This is a genomic window from Planococcus sp. TJ-201, from assembly GCF_058268495.1.
Window position 1 is genome coordinate 20,658 of the sequence record NZ_JBZDOG010000007.1, and the last position, 21,711, is coordinate 42,368.

At 41.3% G+C, this 21,711-nt stretch carries 25 protein-coding genes, 1 pseudogene and 1 riboswitch; of the genes and pseudogenes, 17 read left to right on the plus strand and 9 right to left on the minus strand.

The annotated features are described in order from the left end of the window. The first annotated feature begins 10 nt into the window (after nt 1-10). The 5 genes from AC4EG4_RS15900 (at nt 11) to AC4EG4_RS15920 (ending at nt 3,704) form a co-directional block, all read left to right on the plus strand. A complete protein-coding gene (locus AC4EG4_RS15900; RefSeq protein WP_490988340.1) occupies nt 11-1,018 on the plus strand; it encodes an LLM class flavin-dependent oxidoreductase in 1,008 nt (335 codons plus the stop codon). Nucleotides 1,019-1,116: 98 nt separating this feature from the next. Then, on the plus strand, nt 1,117-1,776 hold the full coding sequence (locus tag AC4EG4_RS15905) for a pyridoxamine 5'-phosphate oxidase family protein (protein WP_490988341.1): 660 nt from the start codon (nt 1,117-1,119) through the stop codon (nt 1,774-1,776). 341 nt (nt 1,777-2,117) lie between these two features. After that, nucleotides 2,118-2,573, plus strand: a complete 456-nt coding sequence (gene yiaA / locus AC4EG4_RS15910) for an inner membrane protein YiaA (protein WP_490978912.1) — start codon at nt 2,118-2,120, stop codon at nt 2,571-2,573. A gap of 209 nt (nt 2,574-2,782) precedes the next feature. Beyond that, a complete protein-coding gene (locus AC4EG4_RS15915; protein ID WP_490978911.1) occupies nt 2,783-3,163 on the plus strand; it encodes a hypothetical protein in 381 nt (126 codons plus the stop codon). Nucleotides 3,164-3,404: 241 nt separating this feature from the next. Then, the gene (locus AC4EG4_RS15920) at nt 3,405-3,704 is read left to right on the plus strand and encodes a hypothetical protein (RefSeq protein ID WP_490988398.1); all 300 of its coding nucleotides are present in this window, start codon (nt 3,405-3,407) and stop codon (nt 3,702-3,704) included. A gap of 142 nt (nt 3,705-3,846) precedes the next feature. Here the strand turns inward: AC4EG4_RS15920 and AC4EG4_RS15925 are convergent, their stop codons facing one another. Next, nucleotides 3,847-4,791, minus strand: a complete 945-nt coding sequence (locus AC4EG4_RS15925) for a cation diffusion facilitator family transporter (RefSeq protein ID WP_490988342.1) — start codon at nt 4,789-4,791, stop codon at nt 3,847-3,849. Between the two features lie 66 nt (nt 4,792-4,857). Then, nucleotides 4,858-5,193, minus strand: a complete 336-nt coding sequence (locus tag AC4EG4_RS15930; protein WP_490988343.1) for an ArsR/SmtB family transcription factor — start codon at nt 5,191-5,193, stop codon at nt 4,858-4,860. A 409-nt stretch (nt 5,194-5,602) separates the two neighbouring features. Between AC4EG4_RS15930 and AC4EG4_RS15935 the strand changes: the two genes are divergently transcribed. From AC4EG4_RS15935 to AC4EG4_RS15945, 3 genes are read left to right on the plus strand one after another with little or no spacing between them, the layout of a single operon-like run. Continuing rightward, a complete protein-coding gene (locus tag AC4EG4_RS15935) occupies nt 5,603-6,166 on the plus strand; it encodes a VanZ family protein (protein WP_490988344.1) in 564 nt (187 codons plus the stop codon). Nucleotides 6,167-6,196: 30 nt separating this feature from the next. Then, the gene (locus AC4EG4_RS15940; RefSeq protein ID WP_490988345.1) at nt 6,197-6,880 is read left to right on the plus strand and encodes a response regulator transcription factor; all 684 of its coding nucleotides are present in this window, start codon (nt 6,197-6,199) and stop codon (nt 6,878-6,880) included. Next, nucleotides 6,873-7,997 carry a sensor histidine kinase gene (locus tag AC4EG4_RS15945; protein WP_490988346.1) on the plus strand — a complete coding sequence of 375 codons (1,125 nt, stop codon included), beginning with the start codon at nt 6,873-6,875 and terminating at the stop codon, nt 7,995-7,997. Before AC4EG4_RS15940 ends, AC4EG4_RS15945 begins: the two co-directional genes overlap by 8 nt. Before the next feature lie 184 nt (nt 7,998-8,181). Here the strand turns inward: AC4EG4_RS15945 and AC4EG4_RS15950 are convergent, their stop codons facing one another. After that, nucleotides 8,182-8,883, minus strand: coding sequence for an ABC transporter permease subunit (locus AC4EG4_RS15950; protein ID WP_490988347.1), 702 nt, complete (start codon nt 8,881-8,883; stop codon nt 8,182-8,184). Between the two features lie 73 nt (nt 8,884-8,956). Continuing rightward, nucleotides 8,957-9,862, minus strand: coding sequence for an ABC transporter ATP-binding protein (locus AC4EG4_RS15955; RefSeq protein WP_490988348.1), 906 nt, complete (start codon nt 9,860-9,862; stop codon nt 8,957-8,959). A gap of 139 nt (nt 9,863-10,001) precedes the next feature. Here AC4EG4_RS15955 and AC4EG4_RS15960 point away from each other — a divergent pair, with 139 nt between their 5' ends. After that, entirely contained in the window at nt 10,002-10,565 is a 564-nt protein-coding gene (locus tag AC4EG4_RS15960) for a TetR/AcrR family transcriptional regulator (RefSeq protein ID WP_490988349.1), read from the plus strand. Between the two features lie 57 nt (nt 10,566-10,622). After that, complete coding sequence (locus tag AC4EG4_RS15965) at nt 10,623-11,669, plus strand: threonine aldolase family protein (protein WP_490988350.1); 1,047 nt, start codon at nt 10,623-10,625, stop codon at nt 11,667-11,669. Between the two features lie 93 nt (nt 11,670-11,762). On the opposite strand, the gene AC4EG4_RS15970 is transcribed toward AC4EG4_RS15965, so the two are convergent. The 3 genes and pseudogenes from AC4EG4_RS15970 to paiA all read right to left on the minus strand — a co-directional run bounded on the left by AC4EG4_RS15970 (nt 11,763) and on the right by paiA (nt 13,176). Next, nucleotides 11,763-12,077, minus strand: a complete 315-nt coding sequence (locus AC4EG4_RS15970; RefSeq protein WP_490988351.1) for a DMT family transporter — start codon at nt 12,075-12,077, stop codon at nt 11,763-11,765. Next, nucleotides 12,077-12,418 (minus strand): DMT family transporter, encoded by a 342-nt coding sequence (locus tag AC4EG4_RS15975; protein WP_490978899.1) that lies wholly within the window; start codon nt 12,416-12,418, stop codon nt 12,077-12,079. The genes AC4EG4_RS15970 and AC4EG4_RS15975 overlap by 1 nt, the downstream gene beginning before the upstream one ends. Nucleotides 12,419-12,481: 63 nt before the next feature. Then, a riboswitch (guanidine-I (ykkC/yxkD leader) is annotated at nt 12,482-12,579 on the minus strand. A 77-nt stretch (nt 12,580-12,656) separates the two neighbouring features. Beyond that, nucleotides 12,657-13,176, minus strand: a pseudogene (gene paiA, locus AC4EG4_RS15980) (spermidine/spermine N(1)-acetyltransferase). 301 nt (nt 13,177-13,477) lie between these two features. On the opposite strand from paiA, the gene AC4EG4_RS15985 reads away from it, so the two are divergent. The 7 genes from AC4EG4_RS15985 (at nt 13,478) to AC4EG4_RS16015 (ending at nt 19,045) form a co-directional block, all read left to right on the plus strand. After that, the gene (locus AC4EG4_RS15985; RefSeq protein WP_490988352.1) at nt 13,478-14,269 is read left to right on the plus strand and encodes a TspO-related membrane protein; all 792 of its coding nucleotides are present in this window, start codon (nt 13,478-13,480) and stop codon (nt 14,267-14,269) included. A 190-nt stretch (nt 14,270-14,459) separates the two neighbouring features. Further along, nucleotides 14,460-14,810, plus strand: coding sequence for an ArsR/SmtB family transcription factor (locus tag AC4EG4_RS15990; RefSeq protein ID WP_490978896.1), 351 nt, complete (start codon nt 14,460-14,462; stop codon nt 14,808-14,810). Between the two features lie 13 nt (nt 14,811-14,823). Beyond that, nucleotides 14,824-16,119: an arsenic transporter gene (locus AC4EG4_RS15995; protein ID WP_490988353.1), complete on the plus strand. Its 1,296-nt coding sequence runs from the start codon at nt 14,824-14,826 to the stop codon at nt 16,117-16,119. 34 nt (nt 16,120-16,153) lie between these two features. After that, entirely contained in the window at nt 16,154-16,573 is a 420-nt protein-coding gene (arsC, locus tag AC4EG4_RS16000; protein WP_490988354.1) for an arsenate reductase (thioredoxin), read from the plus strand. A 117-nt stretch (nt 16,574-16,690) separates the two neighbouring features. Beyond that, nucleotides 16,691-17,119, plus strand: coding sequence for a protein-tyrosine phosphatase family protein (locus tag AC4EG4_RS16005; protein ID WP_490988355.1), 429 nt, complete (start codon nt 16,691-16,693; stop codon nt 17,117-17,119). A gap of 211 nt (nt 17,120-17,330) precedes the next feature. Beyond that, nucleotides 17,331-17,996 carry a haloacid dehalogenase type II gene (locus tag AC4EG4_RS16010; protein WP_490988356.1) on the plus strand — a complete coding sequence of 222 codons (666 nt, stop codon included), beginning with the start codon at nt 17,331-17,333 and terminating at the stop codon, nt 17,994-17,996. A gap of 290 nt (nt 17,997-18,286) precedes the next feature. Further along, nucleotides 18,287-19,045: a TerC family protein gene (locus AC4EG4_RS16015; RefSeq protein WP_490988357.1), complete on the plus strand. Its 759-nt coding sequence runs from the start codon at nt 18,287-18,289 to the stop codon at nt 19,043-19,045. Nucleotides 19,046-19,119: 74 nt separating this feature from the next. Here AC4EG4_RS16015 and AC4EG4_RS16020 read toward each other — a convergent pair whose 3' ends face one another. Continuing rightward, on the minus strand, nt 19,120-21,009 hold the full coding sequence (locus AC4EG4_RS16020) for an LTA synthase family protein (protein WP_490988358.1): 1,890 nt from the start codon (nt 21,007-21,009) through the stop codon (nt 19,120-19,122). Nucleotides 21,010-21,040: 31 nt separating this feature from the next. Next, the gene (locus AC4EG4_RS16025) at nt 21,041-21,583 is read right to left on the minus strand and encodes a recombinase family protein (protein ID WP_490988359.1); all 543 of its coding nucleotides are present in this window, start codon (nt 21,581-21,583) and stop codon (nt 21,041-21,043) included. Nucleotides 21,584-21,711 lie beyond the last annotated feature (128 nt).

A 21,711-nucleotide genomic window follows, 5' to 3' on the forward strand; every position in this document is an offset into this window, starting at 1 on the left:
GAGAATGACAATGGCATTTAGCTATAGCGTGCTGGACCAATCACCCATTTCAGAAGGCAGCTCGCCTCAGGAAGCGTTAAAACAGACAGCGATCCTGGCACAAAAAGCCGAAAAATGGGGTTACACCCGATTTTGGGTTTCCGAACATCACGATGCAGCCACATTGGCCGGCTCTTCCCCAGAAGTGTTGATTGGACACCTGGGTGCTGTGACAAAAAGCATTCGCCTCGGTTCTGGCGGTGTTATGCTGCCGCATTATGCGGCTTTTAAAGTCGCTGAAAATTTTAAACTGCTGGAAGCTTTATATCCAAATAGAATCGATGCGGGAGTTGGCAGGGCTCCAGGTGGTATGCCGCGTGCTTCTTATGCATTGAACGAAGGAAAAAAGCGGGACACCAGCCAATTTCCTGCACAAATCGATGATCTTCGCATGTACTTGACGGACTCCATTCCTGAAGAACATCCGTATTACGGGATGAAAGCCACACCGCTTACAAAGCACAGTCCGCCAATCTGGATGCTCGGCTCAAGCGAAAACTCGGCAAAGCTGGCAGCAGAAAAAGGCCTTCCCTATATGTTTGCGCATTTCATCAACGGTGAAGGCGGACAGCAGTTTGCGAAAGAATACCGTGAACACTTCAACTCTTATAAAGGCAGCACGCCGCATGTCGGATTTGCAATTTTTGTGGTCTGCCAGGAAACACCCGAGCTGGCAGAACGGGTTGCTTCTTCAATGGATCTTTCGCTGTGCATGGGCGCACAAGGGATGCCATCAAAAGGCACACCGCCGCCCGAGACAGCTTTGGCTTATCCCTATTCCAAATTCGAAAAATTGCTGGTGGCCGAAAACCGCCGGCGTATGGTTGTCGGAACCCCGGGTCAAGTCGTGGACCGGTTGGAAGTTTTGGCGGCTGAGTACGGAGCAGACGAAGTGATGTTGGTTTCCTCTGCTTATAATTTTAAGGACAAACTGAAAACCTTCGAGTTAGTAGCGGAAGAAATAAAAAAACGCCAATAGGAAATTTCCTGTTGGCTTTTTTTGCAAAGTCCTCCGTTTTGAGGTTTTGGATGCTGACTAGTAAGTTACACCAAAGGAAGATTACTAAAAGAAAATGAATGCGAAAGGGATGGATCCAAGTGAAAACCAAACCAACATTTCCGAATACAATCGAGACAGTGGAAGAACTTCGAGAAATTACCGGGAATCCAAGTGAATTGGTAAACAATAAAGTCATCTCCTACATAGATGAGCACTGCAAAGAATTTATTGCGAAATCACCGTTTCTGACAATATCAACTTCGGACGTCTCCGGATTTTGTGACGTCTCTCCTCGGGGAGACGGAGCGGGTTTTGTTTACGTGCTAAATGAAAGTCAACTAGTCATTCCTGAAAGACCTGGCAACAAACGGATGGACTCCATGCGGAATATTTTATCAAACCCCAATATCGGTTTGCTGTTTCTCATTCCAGGACTGGGCGAGACCTTGCGCATTAACGGCAAAGCCAGTGTGGTCCGAGACGAGGAATTGTTAGAAAAAATGGCAGTCAACGGGAAGCGTCCTCTTCTTGGAATTGGCGTGGACGTAGAAGAATGCTTTATCCATTGCGCCAAAGCGTTCCGGCGTTCCGGACTGTGGAGCCCTGAAGCATGGGCAAATGATGAGGATCTTCCAAAAGGCGCAAAAATCTTAGCAGCCCATGCCAAATTACCAAATGTAGATGAAGAGGCAATGGGAAAAATTCTGCAAAAGAGCTATCGGGACAATTTGTATTAAGAGTAAATAAGATGTTCTTATTTCGATTTATTTAGCAGTTTATAAATAGGTAAATAAATCAAATTCCCATATGCCAATAACCCGAAATTACTTCACAATAAATAGTTAGTTTGACAGTTATCTTGTGATAAAATATAACTATTACTGAGAGTGTTTACAAATGTTTACTTTAACTTTGCACCTGTATTTTATTCAGGAAACCAGATCTGTCTGATAACCACATTTTGTATGCTTAGAGAGCAGCTATTCAAAAAATTCAACGGATGTAACACCTTGTAAATTAAGGTGAAAGATGTCCTGCATATATAAATCACGTGTTGCAGATAAGAGGAGCTGATTGTATGTTAGGTGAGAAAGACGATGACGAGTTCATGAAAAAAACGGTAGAAAAGCGCAGACTTGGTGAACCAACGGGAGCATTTAAAGGTGCAGCTTGGGGGGCTCTACTGATTGGGGTATCGACCTATTTAATTGGTTTATACAATGCAGTAATGGAGTTAAACGAAAAAGGCTATTATATTACGTTATTAATTTTAGGGCTTTACGCCGCAGTATCGCTTCAAAAAGCAGTGCGAGACCGAGACGAAGGAATTCGCGTCACAAACTTGTATTTTGGCATCAGCTGGTTTGCGCTGATTGCAGCATTAGCACTCATGGCAATTGGCCTGTTTAACGCAGGAAGCATAACTTTGAGCGAAAAAGGCTTTTATGGCATTTCGTTTGTTCTCAGCTTGTTCGCGGTGGTCACGGTACAGAAGAATGTCCGGGACACCGAAGAAGCAAACCAAGATACGTAAAAATCAAAAAGGAACGTCTACCTGGTCTTCAGGTCAGACGTTTTTTTGTGTGATTTTGAGAAGACAGGTATAAGTTGTATGGTCATTCTTAGTAAAAAACGACAATTCATAGTGAAAGAATATTCTATTAATATTAGATTTAAATGGGTTTATTTGGTATTATTTAGACTAAGACTAAAGAGGTTTCTCGTATAAGGAGATGGACAAAGGTGAAAAAGTTCGTTTTGTTACTAATTTTGCTTGCTATCTTAAGCGGGTGCGGCGTTAGCAGTGAACGATACGACTTTTCAGGCAGCAGTGAAAACTGGGATGTGTTTTATGCTGTCAATATTTCCAATGGAGATAGAGAAGATAAAAGTGGAACCGTTAAGTTTACCGGAAGCGGAGAAGCACCCGACACAATCGATTATAAAATTGAAACGGATTTGGGAGGATCTGAAGGGACCGGAATCACAATCAGCGAGAAAACTGGAAGCATGGGGAGCAGCTTTTGTGATGGGTGCGCGGTGATGCAAGGCGATGAAGAGATAAGAGTAGAAATTACTTGGAATGGCCAGACTGAAAGTATGGCTTTAAGTGTTGGAAATTAATCTTATGGTTTTGTCACGTTAAGAAAATGAAGTACATGAACAAATATAGCTATATAAGTTGAACTACTAATCTTTCATTGTCGATATTCCGCAAAACCGCGGGCTCGCGTCCAAAGTTCGACTTATATAGTTTCATTTTAAAAGCAATCAAAACCGCTGAAAACACGTTGTCGCAACAAGTAATTATAAGTTTGAATTACTTAACATGAAAGGAGTCCTTTACGTGGAATTAGCAATTGACATTTTTCTTATCGTACTGCCGATTATGCTGGTGGGGGCGATTTCACTATTCGTGATTAAAAAATTGAAGACGAAACAAAAACAAGGTACTTTAGGCAGGAAAAAAACACAAGAGGCGCAAATTTTATTGGATAGTTCAATTCCATTAGGTATGCTTCTGGGAACCTTGGCAGGACTTGTAGTCGGTATGATTTTTCCTATCCCCACAGGAACCGCCCTTGCTTTAGGATCAGCCGCTGGTTTATTGGGAGGCTATTTCGTTTATACAGCATCTAGCAAAAAAGAGGAACATGAACAATAAAGAAAACACAAATTTGGATTGCCTTGCTCAAATGCTCGGCAAATAAATTCATAAAAACTGCAGAAGAGCTCTTCTGCAGCCTGAAAGCTCCTTAGCTAAGGAGCTTTTTTTAATAGATATGAAATTTGAAGTTTGTTCTCTATTAATGCTGATGTTCATGCGCCACCGCATTTTTTGCAGTACACAGAATAGAGTTGCTGTGTTTATGTGCACCTGTTTCCATTTGAATGGTCACATGAGAAATCCCTTTATGTTCGAGACTGTGTTCAAGGTTGTGGAGAATTTGTTCACTTTCTGCGACCGTTAAGTGGTAATCGACTACTGCGTGACAGGATAGGGCATTCATGCCGCTGGTGATGGACCAGATGTGAAGATCATGAACACCTTGGACGCCTTGTGTTTTGCTGATGGTCTCCAAAATGTCATCGACATCAATGTTTTGGGGAGTTCCTTCCATCAAAACATGAACCGCAGCTTTAGTAACAAAATAGCCGCTTCTGAGAACAAGCACTGCAACAATTACACTTGCTGCAGGATCTGCCCATCCCCATCCAAAGAAAATCATTAGCAATGCAGCTGTTATGGCACCAACAGAACCCAGCATATCACTTAAAACATGCAGATAAGCACCACGCATGTTCAAATTGTCATGCGTATCTCCGCCCCGCATCATAATCCAGGCAACAAGAATATTCACTGCCAGACCGACCACACTAATAATGAGCATGCCGGTCGTGGCGACTTCGGGAGGATGTGCAAAACGCTTGCTGGCTTCGTAAAAAATGTAAACGGCAATCGCTATTAAGGTCACGCCATTTATGACGGAAGCCAGGATTTCGAACCGTTTGTAGCCATAAGTTTTGCTGCGATCAGCCGCTTTTTCGGCCAACTTAAAGGCAATCAGGGCGATTGCCAATGAAATGGAATCGCTCAGCATATGGCCAGCATCAGATAAAAGGGCCAAACTATTTGTTAAGAAACCGCCGATGGCTTCAATGATCATGTAACTGGTGATAATTAGAAAAGAAATCATCAATACTTTTTCGTTGGCTCCGTGAGTGTGGTCATGATTATGATCATGTGCCATCTTGAATTCTCCTTCCAATCTCTTGAAAAAAATTAAACTGCGGTGTTGAACGTTATCAAGCCATATTTAGTTATGAGCCGCGTGCTCAATGGCTTGATTCAAGAGATTCATAATGTGGTCGTCGTCTTTTGAATAGTAGAGAGTTGTTCCGGCTCTTCTGAATTTGACTAAGCGCAATTGCTTTAAAAAACGTAATTGATGGGATACGGTAGACTGTCCCAAATCTAATTTTTCAGCGAGTTCATTAACAGAGTGTTCAGCAATACAAAGCAAATTCAAAATGCGAATTCGTGTTGGGTCGCTCAGTGCTTTGAATGTTTGAGAAACGACAATCAAGGTTTCCTCATCTAACGGATGTTCATTTTCAAAAAATTCCTTATCATCTTTTAAACGCTCGTTCATGGCCATCGACCCCCAATTAGAATGCACACAATTAAAACTTATATATGAGCATATGTTCATATATTGATTATAGAACTGACTGGCTTTGAAAGTCAAGGCAGCGGCTGCAGGTTTTGTCTTTATAGATTTGAAGAGATTATCTCACCTGAATAAAATGAATCCGATAAATCTCTGCTAATAATTAATCAGCATCATATTTTTAAAAAAGCTTCTCGCTTTCTTTTTAAAAACTTTATTTTTCATTCCTATACTAAAAACATGAGCTCAAAAAAGGGGTAGGGGCTTATTGAATCTTTAGAGGAGAGTGATCGATGAGTACTTTTAAAAAAGCAAATAGGATTTTAATTTAGTTTTTCAGAAAAAATAAAAAAGAGCTATGTAATGCAGTAAATTTTAAGGAGGAAGACAAATGACGGATTCAATCATGTTTACAATCAATTCCTGGTACATCCTGGTGCCATTATATTTCGCGTTTTTTTTCGTTGCGATAGGGAAGCTGCTGAAAGGAAGATACACTTTAGGCCAATTCCTATTAGTATCATCTTTTGTGTTTTATTCTTTATGTGTAGTTCATTTAGTTTTATTCCCCATTCATGTAAATATCGGACAGTACGCCAATTTAACTCCATGGTATAATTCAATTAATTTTATACCGGTGTTAACAATCGATTTAACAACGTTTCTATTGAATGTGGCTATGCTGGTGCCCCTCGGAATGTACCTGCCATTGCTGCTGCAAAAGTGCAATTCATGGAAAAAAGCAGCTTATGCAGGCTTCTTAGTGAGCCTATCATTTGAAGCGATGCAATTGTTGATTCGGGTGGCACTTGGAAGTGGAAGAAGCTCTGATATCAATGATTTGCTAGCCAATGCTTTAGGAACGGCAGTAGGGTTTTGGCTAGTCAAACTCATTACAGAAGTACCAAGCTTGAATAATATCTTAAATAAGTTCCGTTTAAGAAAAGCAGTATAAAAAATTATTATGTGTTTAGGAGGAATATCAGTGAACAGTACGGTGCTGGTTGTTGATGACGATGCGGAAATTGCTAAACTGGTGAGCGTGTACTTGAAAAACGAAGGATATGAGATCCTCCTGGCACAGGATGGAGTGGAAGCGTTAAAAGTCATCGAACAGAATTCGATAGATTTCATCGTGTCGGATGTGATGATGCCGAATATGGATGGGCTGGAATTATGCAAAAAAATTCGCGCAAACAGCCAGGTGCCAATTCTGATGCTCAGTGCCAAAGTACAGGATATGGATAAGATTTTGGGGTTAATGACAGGTGCGGATGATTACATGATCAAACCTTTTAATCCGCTTGAGCTAACGGTCCGAGTCAAATCGTTGTTGCGAAGAGCCAATTACCAACCATTCAGCAAAGATGACGGCATTATTCAAATCAACACGCTGTCGGTCAACAAGCAAAGCCATCAAGCTATGGCAAACGGCAAAGAAATTAAATGCACTTCGATTGAGTTTGATATTTTGTATTTGTTAGCCAAAAACCAAGGGAAGGTTTTCAGTTCAGAACAAATATTCGAGAAAGTATGGAAGGAAAGCAGCATGGGCTCAAATAAAACAGTAATGGTACACATTAAAAACCTTCGCGACAAGATTGAGTCAGTGGTGCCGGGAGAAGCCATTATTCAAACAGTATGGGGAGTTGGGTACAAAATTGAATAAAGTCATCGCGTTTGTTCCCAAATGGAAATTGCTAATGTACTTCATTCTCTCAGCTATTTTCACGAATCTGGTGTTTATTGTAACAGCAACGATCATCAGCGCATTGAAAAGCCAATCTTCTAGGTTAGCTGACTTGGCAGAACTAGTAGGGTCATTTGGAATTGCTGCATTGATTATTTTCGTTGTTCTGATTTTTGGGAGTTTTCTTTATCTGTTCTATTGTTATGAACGAGAAAGATATGTTAAAAGCTCAAGAAAAGACATGCTTGAAGAAATCAAGCACATCTCAAAAGGGCATTTTGGAGAAAGGGTTGCAAACGTGGATGATCCCCAATTAAACGAGTGGGCAAGCACGATAAACACAATCATTGCCCAAGCAGAGAACGCGATCAACGATCAACAAGAGTCCGCAAAACTGAAAAACGACTTGATCACCAATGTGGCCCACGACCTTCGTTCACCTCTGACGTCCATTGTCGGTTATTTGGATCTTGTAAATGGGGACCAGTACAAAGACGAAGTCGAGCTGCGCCATTACGTTCAAATTGTGCACAATAAAGCACAAGGGCTTCATCAAGTCATTAATGATTTATTTGAATACACCTTAGTCCAAAACAAAGAGTCTCTTTCTCATAGAGTGCCCATCAACCCAGTAGAAATGCTGAACCAGTTGGCTATGCAGTATCAGCAACAGGTGCAGGAAGCAGGAATGGAAATAAGGAATTTTGTATCAACAGGAGCAGATCCGTATATTTGGGGAGACGGCAACAAACTGGCAAGGGTATTTGAAAACCTTATTCAAAATGCCATTCGGTACGGAAAAGATGGAAAATACATTGATATAAGCGTAATGGATTCAGATAGACTGATTATAATTGAAGTGAGCAATTACGGTCCCAAGATTCCGGCTGCTGAGCTTCCTTATCTTTTTGATCGCTTTTATCGGGTTGAGAAATCACGGTCAAAAGAATCTGGTGGCTCTGGTCTAGGATTGGCGATTGTAAAAAGCATCGTCGAGTTGCACGGGGGACAAGTCCAAGCAGTAAGTACACATGAGAAAACAACTTTTGTCGTGAGGTTTCCAACATACAACAGCAATGTGAATGAAATACTGTAATCGAAAAAAGAAACTTCAGATGAAGTTTCTTTTTTATAGGTTCAAATGAATTGTCACTAGACCAGAATTTTACTGAAAATCTGCCAGAAAAAACTTCATTTTAACAAGAGAAGGTTTTAAATAACTGTCTTTTACTTTATCAGATAGATATTTCTGCATTAAAATTCCTAGGTTCTAAAACAGTCTATAATGGGAGATCTTTTCGATTAAATACACTAATGCCGAGTACATAAAAAACACATGAGATTCCAGCCAGAATAAAGAACTGAACTCCGTAACTGCCGCTTTGAATAATGGCGGTGGAATCGACCAGCGTGACGAGCGTCAAATTTTCAAAAAAAGTCAAACTGTCATTCATTCCAGAAAGTATATTCGCAGCAAAGAAAAATACAGTCAGTCCGGCACCCAGTGCAAGAGAGTTGCTGGAACGGTTGAATAAACAGGAGGCAAAAAAAGTTATGCTGCTGATTGCCAGGTGTAATAATAGCGAACCCAGCGTGAGCGCAAAAAAGGTTCCAATGGGCAATTCACCAGGTTGAACAAGCTCTGCCATTCCATAACCTATAACAAATACCAGTATGAAAATAGCTGTAAGGGAAGAAACGAAGTAAACAAAACTCGTAAAGGTATATTGTGTTCTCGTGATAGGCATTGAAAGGTGAAAAGCCATGCTGCCTTTATCCACTTGCTCTGCTACTAGTTTATTCCCAACAATAACGGCATAAATCATAGCAAAAATCAGGGCGAAGTTTCCAAAGTATTGATTGGCAATAAAAGCGATGAGTGTTGAAATATCTCCTAATGGATTTACGGGGCCATCTGCGCTTGCTCGTGCAATCTCATTCATGGTTTCGGGAGTGAAAATAGCCATAATAATCCCGATCAATAAAGATAATGCACCTGCAATGATAAAGAAAATTTTGAAGTTTGTTTTCATCAAATGGATGAATAGGACTTTGTTAAACATGGACATCCTCTCCTCCGTTATAGAAACGCATGAACGATTCTTCCAGTGAGCTCTTTATTTCGTGAAGAGAAGCGACTTCTCTCTCAGAAAGAGCATGCAGCAGTTGATTGATTTCTTGATTTTTCACTTCAAGTACCATGTGCAGGTCTTTTATAGAAACTTCCCGAATTCTAAAGGCTTCGTTCTGAATGGATTGGAAGTCCTGGAGGTTTCGGAAGCTTATTTTAAATGCAGTTCTGTCAAACTGTTTAAAGTCTTGAGTAGCAATCGCTGAAAGTAATCGTCCTTCCTTAATCATGGCAATCCGGTCACAGGTCTCTTCCACTTCTTCAAAGAGGTGGGAAGACATCAGAATGCTTTTTCCTTGCTGTTTTTCCTGATGGATCAGTTTGATAAAAACTGATTGCATGAGAGGGTCCAAACCTGTTGTGGGTTCATCCAAAATTAAGACTTGGGGGTCATGCATAAATGCACAGACAATCCCTACTTTTTGTTTCATTCCTTTAGACATCCGCTTTATTGGAGGGGATGGTTCTAAATCAAACATTTCCACTAAACGTTGTGCTTTGGCGGTATCCGATAGGTCGCGCATTTTTGCGGTATGCTGAATTAGTTGTGTGCCGGTCATATTTTCAGGAAACGCAATTTCTGCAGGCAAATAACCGAGATGCTGTTGTATTTTTTGGGGGTTGCTCCAGCAATCCCAATTCAAGATAGTGGACTTTCCGCTTTGTGGTCGGATAAACCCCAACAAGTGGCGAATAGTCGTCGTTTTTCCTGCTCCATTGGGACCTAAAAAGCCAACTGCTTCTCCTTGTTCGACTTGAAGCGAAACGTCGAAGATCCCTTTATTATTTCCAAAGTCTTTTGTAAGATGCTGAATGTTTATTGCTGTCATATGAATCCACCTCATCCTTGTGCGTTTATTTATCCGACAACCTGTCGTATGATTTAAGTGTAAGTTGGGCTAGTTGCGCTATCAACCAACAGTTTAACGGGAATGTCGGATTTTAGAACTAGAAGGTGAGGGCAAAAGGATGAAAAAAATTGGATCTGTTACTGCTCAAACAAAACAAAACTTAATCGATGCCTTTTGGGGAATTTATTGCGGAAAGCGAATAGAAAAAATAACCGTCAAAGAGATTACCACGAAAGCCGGATACAATCGATCAACATTCTACGAGTATTTTACGGATGTTTACGATATTTTGGAGCAGATCGAAAATACGTTGATTATCAAATTGCAGGAACTCCCAATAAATCAATTGTCTTCAGCAGATGATCCATTCCCATTCGAAATATTGGTGAATGTCTATTCGCAACACAGCAAATATCTTGGCGTGCTTTTAGGAGAGCGCGGTGATCCTGCCTTTCAAGCAAAAATCAAAGGCAGCATGAAGCCATTGATGAAACGAACACTGATTGACAAAGGAGCTAAAGATGGCTTTGAATTGGAGTATACGTTGGAATATGCGTTATCAGCGATGATCGGCGTACTCAGCTATTGGTTTAATGATGAGGAAGCGCCATCGCTGGAGAAGCTTATGGAGCTGCTAGCAGGACTATCAAGTGAGGGAGTCATGAAACAATTAAATGGTTGAAATAAACTCATCAATACTTGGAGTTTATTCAACATTGAAAGGGTGGGAGAAAACGAAATGATTCGATTTGAAAATGACTATGCAGAAGGTGCACATAGGCGAATTTTGGAACGGCTGCTGGAAACCAACGAAGAACAAAGCGCTGGGTATGGAACGGATGAATATAGTGAACGAGCCAAATTGTTAATAAAGGATGCTTGCGAGACACCCTCAGCAGATGTGCATTTTCTAGTAGGGGGTACGCAGACCAATACGACCGTAATAGCTTCAGTTTTGCGGCCGCACCAAGGTGTTATTTCTGCACATTCGGGCCACATTGCCGTTCATGAAACCGGCGCCATTGAAGCAACGGGCCATAAAGTCCTCGTTTTGCCGAGTGAAGATGGAAAAATTCACGCAGAACAGGTTAAGCGAGTTCATGAAGAGCATTGGAGTGATCCCACTCACGAGCACATTGTCCAACCGGCTTTAGTCTACATATCGAATCCGACAGAATTGGGCACCACCTATAGCAAAAAAGAGCTGGAAGAACTTCGGAAGGCATGTCTTGATTGCGAGTTGCTCTTAATGATGGATGGTGCAAGGCTGGGATACGGATTGGCTTCAGAAGGAAACGACTTGTCCTTGGCAGATGTCGCGAGACTGTGTGATGTGTTTTATATCGGTGGAACCAAGATAGGTGCTTTGTTTGGAGAAGCTGTAGTAATCATAAACCCGGCATTGAAAAAAGATTTCCGCTATATGATCAAACAACGAGGCGGGCTTTTAGCGAAAGGCCGCATACTGGGCATCCAGTTTGAGACGCTGTTTCAAGATGGTTTGTACATGGAGTTGTCCAAACATGCAGTCGATGCGGCAATGACCCTTCGATCAGCTTTTGAAAGCAATGGAATTGAATTAAGATATGATTCGAATACCAATCAGCAATTTCCAATCCTCAGAAATGGGGAGATAGAAGAATTGAGTAAAAAATACGCATTCCACACTTGGGAAAAAATAAATGAAACCGAGAGTGTTGTCAGGTTCTGCACCAGCTGGTCGACTAAGGCGGAACATGTCGGTGCATTAGTAAAGGATATTAATTCTTTGAAGCCGCGAAAATAAGGTATATGAATCTATTGAAAAAGGGTACAGAAACTGAGGTTCAGTTTCTGTACCCTTTTTAGTATGATTTATAGGTGAGGTAAGTTTCTCCAATTAAGAAACCAGTTTCAACCCTACTGCCGCCCCCAGTACCATGGCAATAAAAAGAATTCGTTTCCAGTCTTTTTCTTCATTGTAAAAAAGCATGCCAAGTATGGCTCCACCTGAGGCGCCAATCCCCGTCCAAATGGCGTAAGCTGTTCCCATTGCCAAAGTTTCCATGGCATAAGCCAAAAACACAAAGCTGGCTCCAAAACCACCGATCAACAATAGGAGAGACTGCCAGTTGCGGTCCTGGTGCAGCTTGTTGATCATCGCCACACCAATCATTTCAAAAATACCTGCTAAAACCAGTGCGGTCCATGCCATTATGCTTCTCCTCCTTCAGAAATTGGATCTTTCGTTACTAATTTCAAGCCGATGACGCCTGCCAACAAAACACCGACCAGCAGAAGTTTGGCTGCACTGAAAGGCTCGTTAAAGATGACGATTTCAGAAAGGACTGTTCCTGCTGTTCCAAGCCCAACAAAAACCGCATAAACCGTTCCGACCGGCAGCTTACGTCCTGCCATGATCATGACCGTAAAACTGATGGCAATTGCGATGACTGTAATTGTCCAATCCCAAAAGCCATCCGCATGTTTTAAGCCAATAACCCAAATCACTTCAAAACCTGCAGCAATTATTACTTTTAGCCAATTTGAATTCATTTTAACTTCCTCCTTAATTGTTGTGATAAAAATAAAAAAGCCTGGGAGAACTGTAAAAACAGTTTCTCCCAGGCTTTTGTCCTTCCGTGACACAGCAAAGCTGTGAGTTTTCTCTCGGACCAGACCAGCGTAAATGCTGCGGAACCCTAGAAAACATTTCAGATATGCAATTACCTTGTATTGTACATGCTTGGGTAAAGTACTTCAATTAACTTGATCGATTGAACATTCAAAAGGATTACCGAAGTGTCTTGGCCATGAGCAAATCCGTTTGCTCGTCATCTCCCATGTAAAAAGAATGCGATCCTGTCTGGACAAATCCTTTTTTTCGATAAAATGCGAGCGCATTGTCGTTGTTTTCCCAGACACCAAGCCAAATGGTTTGTTTGTTTTGTTGACGCGCCATTTCAATTGCTTTGTTTAATAGTTCCTTGCCAATCCCTAACTTTTGAAATGCTTTCCTTACATAAAATTCGTTCAACTTCCAGTGCATCCTCACCCATGGGTTCTGTCTGAGCGTCATAGGTGTTGAGCTTCAGGTATCCAGCAAGATGCTGGTCCGAATAAATGAAAAAGAAATACGAAAAAGTTACACGCAATTCGCGTTCGAGTTTGTCCAATGGATATGCTTGTTCCAAATAGGCAGCAAGATTTTCAGGCGTGTTGTGTTCTTTAAACGTCTCGGTATATGTTTCGATGCTAATCGTTTGAAGTTCGTACAGGTCTTCAAGTGTACATTCTTTGATCATAGTTGGCATCTGGATTGTCGCTCCTTTACAGCATTAATACTTCCTCTATAGAATATTCTTTTACCAAACTTAATTGCAAATGCAATAAAAATGAATAAAGAAAATATATTATTAATTAGTTGAACATGCAACTAAAACCGCAAATGATTGCTTAATAAATCCTAATAAGGCTAAGGGAATATTTGCTGCTGAGTATTTACAAATTGGTTTAGAAGAGTGAATTCTTTTAAAACTGATAATTCAGTATATAATAAAGGGAAATAGAATTATGCGCTAATCATACAATAAAATAAATTGGGAGGGAACAAACTTGAAGTGGCTGAAAAAAGTTTTTGTTAAACTGAAACGTGCAGCAGTACTGGCATTTTCTTTGTTGCAGCCTGTGTCCGTTTGGATTGCACAAAGAGGGGACAATCGCTTGTTTGAAGGAGAAGGCGCAAATCCTTTGATCACTCCCGCAGGTTATGCTTTTTCCATCTGGTCTGTCATTGTCCTTGGAACGATTGCCTACGCTATTTATCAGCTTCTGCCGGCTACTTATTCTCGAGTTGTCTACGATAAGATCGCTTTAAGGTCCATGGTGGTTTTTGCAGGCTTTGCATTTTGGATTTGGTGTGCTTCAAACGAGTGGCTTTGGGGAACTGTTGCTGTGTTTGCCGGAATGGGAATAGTCCTTCGCTCAATCTTTTTGGAAATCGAGGGTTCAGTATTCAATTCGGCAGAACGCGTTATCGTTTCTGGTAGCTTTGCCATGTACTATGGGTGGACAACTGTTGCAGTGTTCGCAAATCTGGCTTCTGCGCTTGCTTATTATGGATGGCCGGTCACTGGTGCAGCGGGTACGGTTTGGCAAGCAAGCATACTAGCGGCAGCCTTACTGACATCTTTGCTTTTATTGAAAGAAACTGGCTATCAGAAAGTTTATTATGCAACAATACTGTGGGCGTTTAGCGCAATCGTCGTTGGTTTAGTTTTAGTCGGCAAGGAAGCACTTCCGCTCACGATTTTGTCCTTTGCAGCGACTGGTTATATTCTTAGTAGAGGATGGTTTCCAGAGAAGAACTACAAAAACAACTGGCGTCCGGAGATCATCATGACTTGAAGTCAAAAATTAGCTGCAATAGTAAAAGAACAGATCATATAAATCTGTTCTTTTTGTATTGGGGCTTTGATTATTAAAATAATGCCCTTGAACATATAAGTATATGCTGATATGATATTGTAAGTTTCAATAACAGCAATAACAGAAATTCCAAAGCTTTAAAAATCCAATGAATGAGGTGACAGAAAAGATGGAAGTAAAAGCGAAGGAAATTGAAATCGAACAGGCGAGCACCGTGTTAAAGCTTCTGGGAGACAAAACCCGGCTTTCGATGATGAAGTTGTTGGAAAAAAATGAGTGCTGCGTGTGTGAATTTGTAGAAATTTTTAATATTACACAGCCGGCCATCAGCCAGCATTTGCGGAAATTGCGCGATGTTGGATTGGTGAAGGAAAACCGAAAAGGGCAGTGGATTTTTTATTCATTGAACGCAGACAGTGCAATGTACGAAATGGTCCTGCACATTCTGGCATTCATACCAAGTCAGGACGAACGGATCCAGGAATTAGAAAAACAAGGTTTGCGCATTAGTTGCAGATAATGGAGGGAATTATATGTTACAAGTTGTTTTAGCATCGGTGATTTTCCTCCTCACGCTTGTACTGGTCATTTGGCAGCCACGCAATCTATCGATTGGGTGGTCAGCCATTGGCGGTGCAATACTTGCCTTATTGGTTGGGGTAGTCGATTTTCAAGATGTAGGGGATGTAGTAGGAATTGTATGGAACGCAACACTTGCTTTTATTGCCATCATCATCATTTCATTAATTTTGGATGAAATCGGATTTTTCGAGTGGGCAGCTTTACATATGGCGAGAATCGCCAAAGGAAACGGATTGCGCATGTTTGTCTTTGTCAGCATTCTGGGTGCGTTTGTAGCCGCCTTGTTTGCGAATGACGGAGCCGCGTTGATTTTAACACCGATTGTCCTGGCAATGGTCCGAAACTTGAACTTCTCAGAAAAAATGATTTTTCCATTTATTATCGCCAGCGGGTTTATTGCAGATACCACGTCGCTGCCGTTGGTTGTCAGTAACTTAGTCAACATCGTGTCAGCCGACTTTTTCGGCATTGGATTTGTCGAGTATGCTTCACGCATGGTTGTTCCAAATCTTTTTGCTTTAGTATCCAGCATCTTGGTACTGTATTTGTTCTTCCGCAAAGATATTCCGAAAAGCTACGATGCAACAAACTTGAAAAAACCAGTAGACGCCATCAAAGATCACAAAATGTTCAGCCTGTCATGGGTAGTTCTCGCCTTATTGCTGATCGGTTATTTCTCAAGTGAATTTATCGGTGTACCGGTTTCAATCGTGGCGGGCGTCATTGCCATTTTCTTCTTGCTGATGGCACAGAAGAGCGCAGCTGTGCGCACACGCATCATTTTGCGCGGTGCACCGTGGGCCATTGTCTTTTTCTCACTCGGCATGTACGTCGTGGTTTACGGACTTCGAAATGTCGGGTTGACCAGCATTTTAGCAGACGTTATTCAAACCGCTGCAGATCAAGGATTGTTTGTAGCGACGATGTCAATGGGCTTTATCGCAGCTATTCTGTCATCAATCATGAATAACATGCCAACTGTCATGATCAATGCGTTGGCTATTTCTGAGACCCAAACAACGGGAACTATTCGCGAAGCCTTGATTTATGCGAACATCATTGGATCAGATTTAGGGCCTAAGATTACGCCAATTGGTTCACTCGCTACGTTGCTTTGGCTTCATGTGTTATCGCAAAAAGGGGTGAAAATCTCATGGGGGACGTATTTCAAGGTCGGCATCATTTTAACGATTCCAACGCTGATTGCAACCCTTGCCGGACTTTACTTATGGCTGCTGATTATCTAATCTATTATTCGACTTGGAAAAGGAGCTTACTTTTATGACGAAAAAAACCTTGTATTTTCTGTGCACAGGCAACTCCTGCCGCAGCCAAATGGCAGAAGGCTGGGGAAAACAAATTCTTGGGGATGATTGGCAAGTCTTGAGTGCTGGCATTGAAGCACATGGACTGAACCCAAACGCCGTAAAAGCCATGAACGAAGTAGATATCGATATTTCTGACCAAACTTCCGATATCATTGACTTGGAAATTTTGAACAATGCCGATTTTGTCGTAACGCTGTGCGGCGACGCTGCCGACAAATGCCCGATGACACCGCCTCACGTGAAACGCGATCATTGGGGGTTCACCGACCCAGCGAAAGCAGAAGGCACCGATGATGAAAAATGGACGGTCTTCCAAACCGTCCGTGATGAAATTGGAGAGCGGATTCGTCAATTTGCGGAAACCGGCAAATAAACAAACGAAAGAGATTTGTAAAAAAAGCTTAGGTACTGTGTCTCGGCTAGTTTTTCATCAAGATATTCTAAAGCAGAGAAAGTAGATAGGTAACTTAGTTTGGCAGGAGGAATTCATATGACGAAAGAATATCAAGAATTGATTCAAGGCCGTATTTATATTGGTGGAGCGGCCGACGCTGCGAATGCTGCAAGAGATGAAAAAATTGATGTGGTCGTGGATTTACGCGCAGAAGCGACAGAAGGCGACTACGATTACCTAAGAGTTCATAGCCCCATCGTGGATGATTCTGATGAACAGCAGGATGAATCTGTTAAAAATGCGATCGACCAAGTGGTAAATGCTTTTAACGGCGGCAAGAAAATCTACTTTCATTGTGCCGGGGGAAGCAATCGAACGGGCACTGTGGCCATTGGCACGCTGTTGGCACTTGGACAGGCTGATACGATTGAAGAAGCAGAAGCTCAAGCGACTGCTGTTCGTTCAAAAATTAGTGTCAAACCACAATTAAAAGAATCACTCGAACGAATTTTTTATAAAGACTAATCTTTTAAGTGATAATCAGACGAAAAAGCTCAGTTATGAGCTTTTTTATTTTGACTTTGATTAGGTAAAGCACACCGTATTCTTTCTATCCAAATGAGTATAATGTATCGGTTGCTATTGCCAAGTTTAGCAGGACTGACTAGCACTTTAGATTTGGGGTATAAGATGGAAAAGGCTTTTCTATAAAGCAAAGCGCTAAAGGAGGGTATTAATGGAACCATCTATAAAAGCATTCGTATTTGATGTATATGGAACATTGTTTGATGTAACAGCAATCAAAAAAGAGTGCGAAGATCTTTATCCGGGCTATGGCGAGAAGATCAGCCAAACGTGGAGAACCAAACAAGTTGAATATTTTATGCTGCGCCAACTGATGGGGAACTATGCCACACTGTACACCATTACAAAGCAGGCATTAAAGTACACCTTGAAAGAAAATGGACTCGAAAGCAGTGAACAGAACGAGCGGCAGTTGCTCGAAGCTTATTTACATTTGCCGCTTTATGAGGAAGTGGAGAAAGTTCTCACTCAACTTAAAGATCAAAACCTCGTTGTTTTTTCCAATGGTTCGCATGATATGCTTGATCCCCTAGTTAAAAATGCGGGATTGGCCGAATTGTTTTCACACATAATCAGCGTTGATGAAATCGAACAGTTCAAGCCTGCACTTGCAGCATATGAGTATGCATGGAAAAAACTTGGCATCAAAAAAAATGAAATTCTGTTCATGTCTTCCAACGGCTGGGACATTTCAGGCGCAAAAAACTTTGGGTTTCAAACTGCTTGGATCAACCGCAAAAACTTGCCGGTAGAAGAACTCGAATTGGATCCAGACCATATCTTTCAAGATTTAACTGGCTTATTGAAGTGGAAATAAAAGACCGCTTGATTGAAGTGCAGAGCTATTTTATTGAAGAATGAAATAATTAACAATTTCGACAAAAAATATGTATGCAAAAAAGCAAGCTTGTGCTATTCTGTTTATACAACGAAATATACTTTTGACTTCACGTCAAAGGGGAGTAGCTTTAGGGAAACCTATTTTACAATCGTCATTACATGGTTCATAGCCATCGGTTGTAATAGCAGAAATTTGCTTAGCGAGACCTTTGCCTTTAATTAGGCAAGGGTCTTTTTTGTTGGCAAAAATTAGGGGGATGATGGAAAATGGAAGCAATTTTATTGGAGTATTTGTGGGTATTGTTAGTATTGGTGGCATTAGAAGGGTTGCTTGCTGCGGACAATGCAGTAGTCATGGCGGTCATGGTGAAGCACTTGCCAAAAGAACAGCAGAAGAAAGCTTTGTTTTATGGATTGATGGGCGCATTTGTTTTCCGTTTTGCTGCTTTGTTCATGATTACGCTGTTGGTTGATGTATGGCAGATTCAAGCTTTAGGAGCCGCTTATTTATTATTCATCGCGTTCAAGCATATTTACGATCAGCGAAAAGGGAAAGAACATACATTAGAACCAGAAGAAACAAAAGGCGCTGGGTTTTGGATGACGGTATTAAAAGTTGAGCTGGCGGACATTGCATTTGCTGTCGATTCCATGCTTGCTGCAGTTGCTTTGGCTATGACATTGCCGCACCTTGGAAATATGGAAATTGGCGGAATCAATGGCGGGCAATTCGGCGTTATGCTTGCCGGTGGTTTGGTCGGTATTATCATTATGCGTTTTGCCGCTCACAAATTCGTCAAGCTGTTGGCAGATTATCCACAATTGGAAACAACCGCTTTTATTATTGTCGGATGGGTAGGCGTTAAATTGACTGTCCTGACCTTGTCACACGAAAAGCTCGGAATTTTGCCGTACGACTTTGCCCACTCAACTGAATGGAAGCTGATTTTCTGGGCAGTGTTGTTAGGAATTGTGTTGGTCGGTGCTTTAGTCAGCATCAAGAAGAAAAGAGAACTGGAAGCTTAACGGCTTGCGTAACTGCTGCATTTCATAAAAAAAGGAAGATCAAATGCCCAAGAGCATTCGATCTTCCTTTTTTCTTATTGATCTGTGTTGATTAATTGGCCTGTTTCTTCATCGTAAAATCGGAGCAAGTCGCCATTAATCACTGTTTCTGAATAGTTCAGTTCTGTTAAAGCTTGTTCCATGTAAGGAGCGCATAGTTCGCGGTCAATAGGCTGGCCAGAACCGTTTTCGTAACAAGTATTTCCAGCATAAACATAGTCTTCGGTCACAAAGCGGCCATCACGGAAAATCGCGAATTCTTCGTGTTCTTCGGAAAATAGATCGCTTCCGAACTGCATGTCCATATCTGTTTCTACTCCCAACAAATTAAGGATGGTAGGACGTATATCGACCTGGCCGCCAATTACTTCATTTACATGTCCTTGCCCAGAGCCTGGAATATGGACGAAGAAAGGAACCTGCTGAAGTTGTGCCGATTCATAAGGCGTTACTTCTTTCCCAAGATACTGCGCCATGGCTTCGTTATGATTTTCTGAAATGCCATAATGATCTCCGTACATAACAATAATCGAATTTTCGTAAAGACCTTGTTCTTTCAAATCATCAAACAATTCTTTTACAGCTTCGTCCAAGTAACGGCTTGTCTGGAAAAAGCGGTTCAGTGTACCAGAGTTGGAATCGAACTCATCAATCAGCTTGTCTTCTTCATCTAAAGTGAAGGGATGGTGATTGGTTAGGGTGATTAAACGGCTGTAAAATGGCTGCGGCATTTCTGCCATATAGGCAACCGATTGTTCAAAGAATGGGATGTCTTTCATTCCCCAATTGACTGCTTGGCCTTCTTCAACCGTATAGCTTTGAATATCCAAGAATTCATCAATTCCTAATGATTCGTACATCATATCGCGATTCCAAAAACTTTTATTATTGGCGTGTTGGACGTTAGTCGCATAGCCTTGGTTGCCAAGTTTTTCAGCCATTGAATTATAAGTGTTTCCCCCATGAGTGAAGAAAACAGCTCCACCGCTTAGCGGATAGAGAGAGTTTTCAAGCAGAAATTCAGAATCGGAAGTCTTGCCGAGTCCTGTCTGATGGTAGAAGTTCGGGAAATAAACCGTATCTTCGTCTTCTGTCAGTTCGTTAAGAAATGGGGTGATGGTCTGTCCGTTCATTTGCTCGTTGATTGTAAAGCTCTGCATCGATTCCAGTGTGACGACAATCAAGTTTTTGCCTTCTGCAATTCCAAACATTTCTTCTGACGGCTCAACTTGATTGGCCCGAACATAGTTGTGAACTTCTGTCAGTTCGGAGCCATCTGCAAATGCCCGCTGAGCTTGGGATTTGGATTGAACGTAGATGTCATACAAATGATAGTTGTACATGCCTAAGTTTTTGACAAGCATCTCACGGTCAAAACTGCGTGTCAGCAGTTGTGGACGTTCTGCCTCGGCCAATCCAAGATTTAGAAACAACACCGCGCCAGAAAGTACAAAATATGCTCTCCGGTGGCTGCTACGTGATTCTTGGTTTTCTTCCTTAACCTTAAGGAATTTGACAGCTATCAACAATAGGATGAAATCACTGAAATAAAGGATATCCATTGGATAGATGCTTGCGGCAGCACTTGAACCGAGATCTCCAAAATTATCGGTTTGAAATAGCACCGGCAATGTAATAAAGTCGCTGAAAAATCGGTAAAACGCTACATTGCCGTAAAGAATAATGGAAGTCACCAAAGTCATCAACAGCAAGTAACGATTTTTGTTCTTTTGCTGCTTGAAAAACAAAGACAATCCATATAAGAAGAGAAGCAAGCTCAGCGGACTGAGAAACAGGATCGCTTCCTGCATAAGGTTATCAATTGTAATGGAAAAGCCTGTTTGATAGGCAATATACGTTTTTAGCCAAGTGGCGATAATAGCGATTGCCAGTATTGTGTGTTTCGGCCATTTTTTAGTTAACATGTAAAATCTCCTTTTGGAGGAATGCCAAGCATTAATATTCCAAATAGCGGTATAAAGTGGATTTGCTGATGCCGGTCTTTTCCTTAATTTCAGCTAAACTATAGCGTTTGCTGTCGTACATTTCAATTGCTTTTTTTACATTTTCATCTGGTTTTCTTGGACGGCCTGAGACTGCACCTTTTTCTTTCGCAACAGACAAGCCGGCTTTGGTTTTTTCGCTGATGGCATCGCGTTGAAAATCAGTGAGGCAGTGAAGAATTTTAGAAAACGGATATTCCTTGCCCAAATCGGTTTCAATATTTTCATGGATGGAAAGGAACGTTATGCCTTTTGATTCGAGTTTATCCAATAGTTCAACTAGATGTCGGGTAGAGTCTGCAAATGTATACAGTTTAGAAACAACAATCTGATCCCCAGACACTACCGTTTCCAATAGCTTGTGAAGCTGCTCTCGATTTTTAGGTGAAGCGTGTTCTTCGGAAAAAAAATCAGTACAACCTGCATTTTTCAATAAATTTAATTGGTTTTGACAATCTGGATCTTCAACGCTTGGTCTTGCATATCCCACTAACACTATAAAAATCCCCTTGCATAATTGATTGCCCTTATTATAACATACAATGCATAAAAAAAGTTCCAAAAAGGTTCTATTTTGGGGAAGGTGATGATACACTAATGCCATTGCAAAAAGGACGCGGCTTT

What these genes read in the sequence shown, in the direction of transcription:
- AC4EG4_RS15900 (WP_490988340.1), top strand. Translation starts at nt 11, where the DNA reads ATGGCATTTAGCTATAGCGTGCTGGACCAATCACCCATTTCAGAAGGC.
- AC4EG4_RS15905 (WP_490988341.1), top strand. Translation starts at nt 1,117, where the DNA reads ATGCGAAAGGGATGGATCCAAGTGAAAACCAAACCAACATTTCCGAAT.
- yiaA (WP_490978912.1), top strand. Translation starts at nt 2,118, where the DNA reads ATGTTAGGTGAGAAAGACGATGACGAGTTCATGAAAAAAACGGTAGAA.
- AC4EG4_RS15925 (WP_490988342.1), bottom strand. Translation starts at nt 4,791, where the DNA reads ATGGCACATGATCATAATCATGACCACACTCACGGAGCCAACGAAAAA.
- AC4EG4_RS15930 (WP_490988343.1), bottom strand. Translation starts at nt 5,193, where the DNA reads ATGAACGAGCGTTTAAAAGATGATAAGGAATTTTTTGAAAATGAACAT.
- AC4EG4_RS15935 (WP_490988344.1), top strand. Translation starts at nt 5,603, where the DNA reads ATGACGGATTCAATCATGTTTACAATCAATTCCTGGTACATCCTGGTG.
- AC4EG4_RS15955 (WP_490988348.1), bottom strand. Translation starts at nt 9,862, where the DNA reads ATGACAGCAATAAACATTCAGCATCTTACAAAAGACTTTGGAAATAAT.
- AC4EG4_RS15960 (WP_490988349.1), top strand. Translation starts at nt 10,002, where the DNA reads ATGAAAAAAATTGGATCTGTTACTGCTCAAACAAAACAAAACTTAATC.
- AC4EG4_RS15965 (WP_490988350.1), top strand. Translation starts at nt 10,623, where the DNA reads ATGATTCGATTTGAAAATGACTATGCAGAAGGTGCACATAGGCGAATT.
- AC4EG4_RS15970 (WP_490988351.1), bottom strand. Translation starts at nt 12,077, where the DNA reads ATGGCATGGACCGCACTGGTTTTAGCAGGTATTTTTGAAATGATTGGT.
- AC4EG4_RS15975 (WP_490978899.1), bottom strand. Translation starts at nt 12,418, where the DNA reads ATGAATTCAAATTGGCTAAAAGTAATAATTGCTGCAGGTTTTGAAGTG.
- AC4EG4_RS15990 (WP_490978896.1), top strand. Translation starts at nt 14,460, where the DNA reads ATGGAAGTAAAAGCGAAGGAAATTGAAATCGAACAGGCGAGCACCGTG.
- AC4EG4_RS15995 (WP_490988353.1), top strand. Translation starts at nt 14,824, where the DNA reads ATGTTACAAGTTGTTTTAGCATCGGTGATTTTCCTCCTCACGCTTGTA.
- arsC (WP_490988354.1), top strand. Translation starts at nt 16,154, where the DNA reads ATGACGAAAAAAACCTTGTATTTTCTGTGCACAGGCAACTCCTGCCGC.
- AC4EG4_RS16005 (WP_490988355.1), top strand. Translation starts at nt 16,691, where the DNA reads ATGACGAAAGAATATCAAGAATTGATTCAAGGCCGTATTTATATTGGT.
- AC4EG4_RS16010 (WP_490988356.1), top strand. Translation starts at nt 17,331, where the DNA reads ATGGAACCATCTATAAAAGCATTCGTATTTGATGTATATGGAACATTG.
- AC4EG4_RS16015 (WP_490988357.1), top strand. Translation starts at nt 18,287, where the DNA reads ATGGAAGCAATTTTATTGGAGTATTTGTGGGTATTGTTAGTATTGGTG.
- AC4EG4_RS16020 (WP_490988358.1), bottom strand. Translation starts at nt 21,009, where the DNA reads ATGTTAACTAAAAAATGGCCGAAACACACAATACTGGCAATCGCTATT.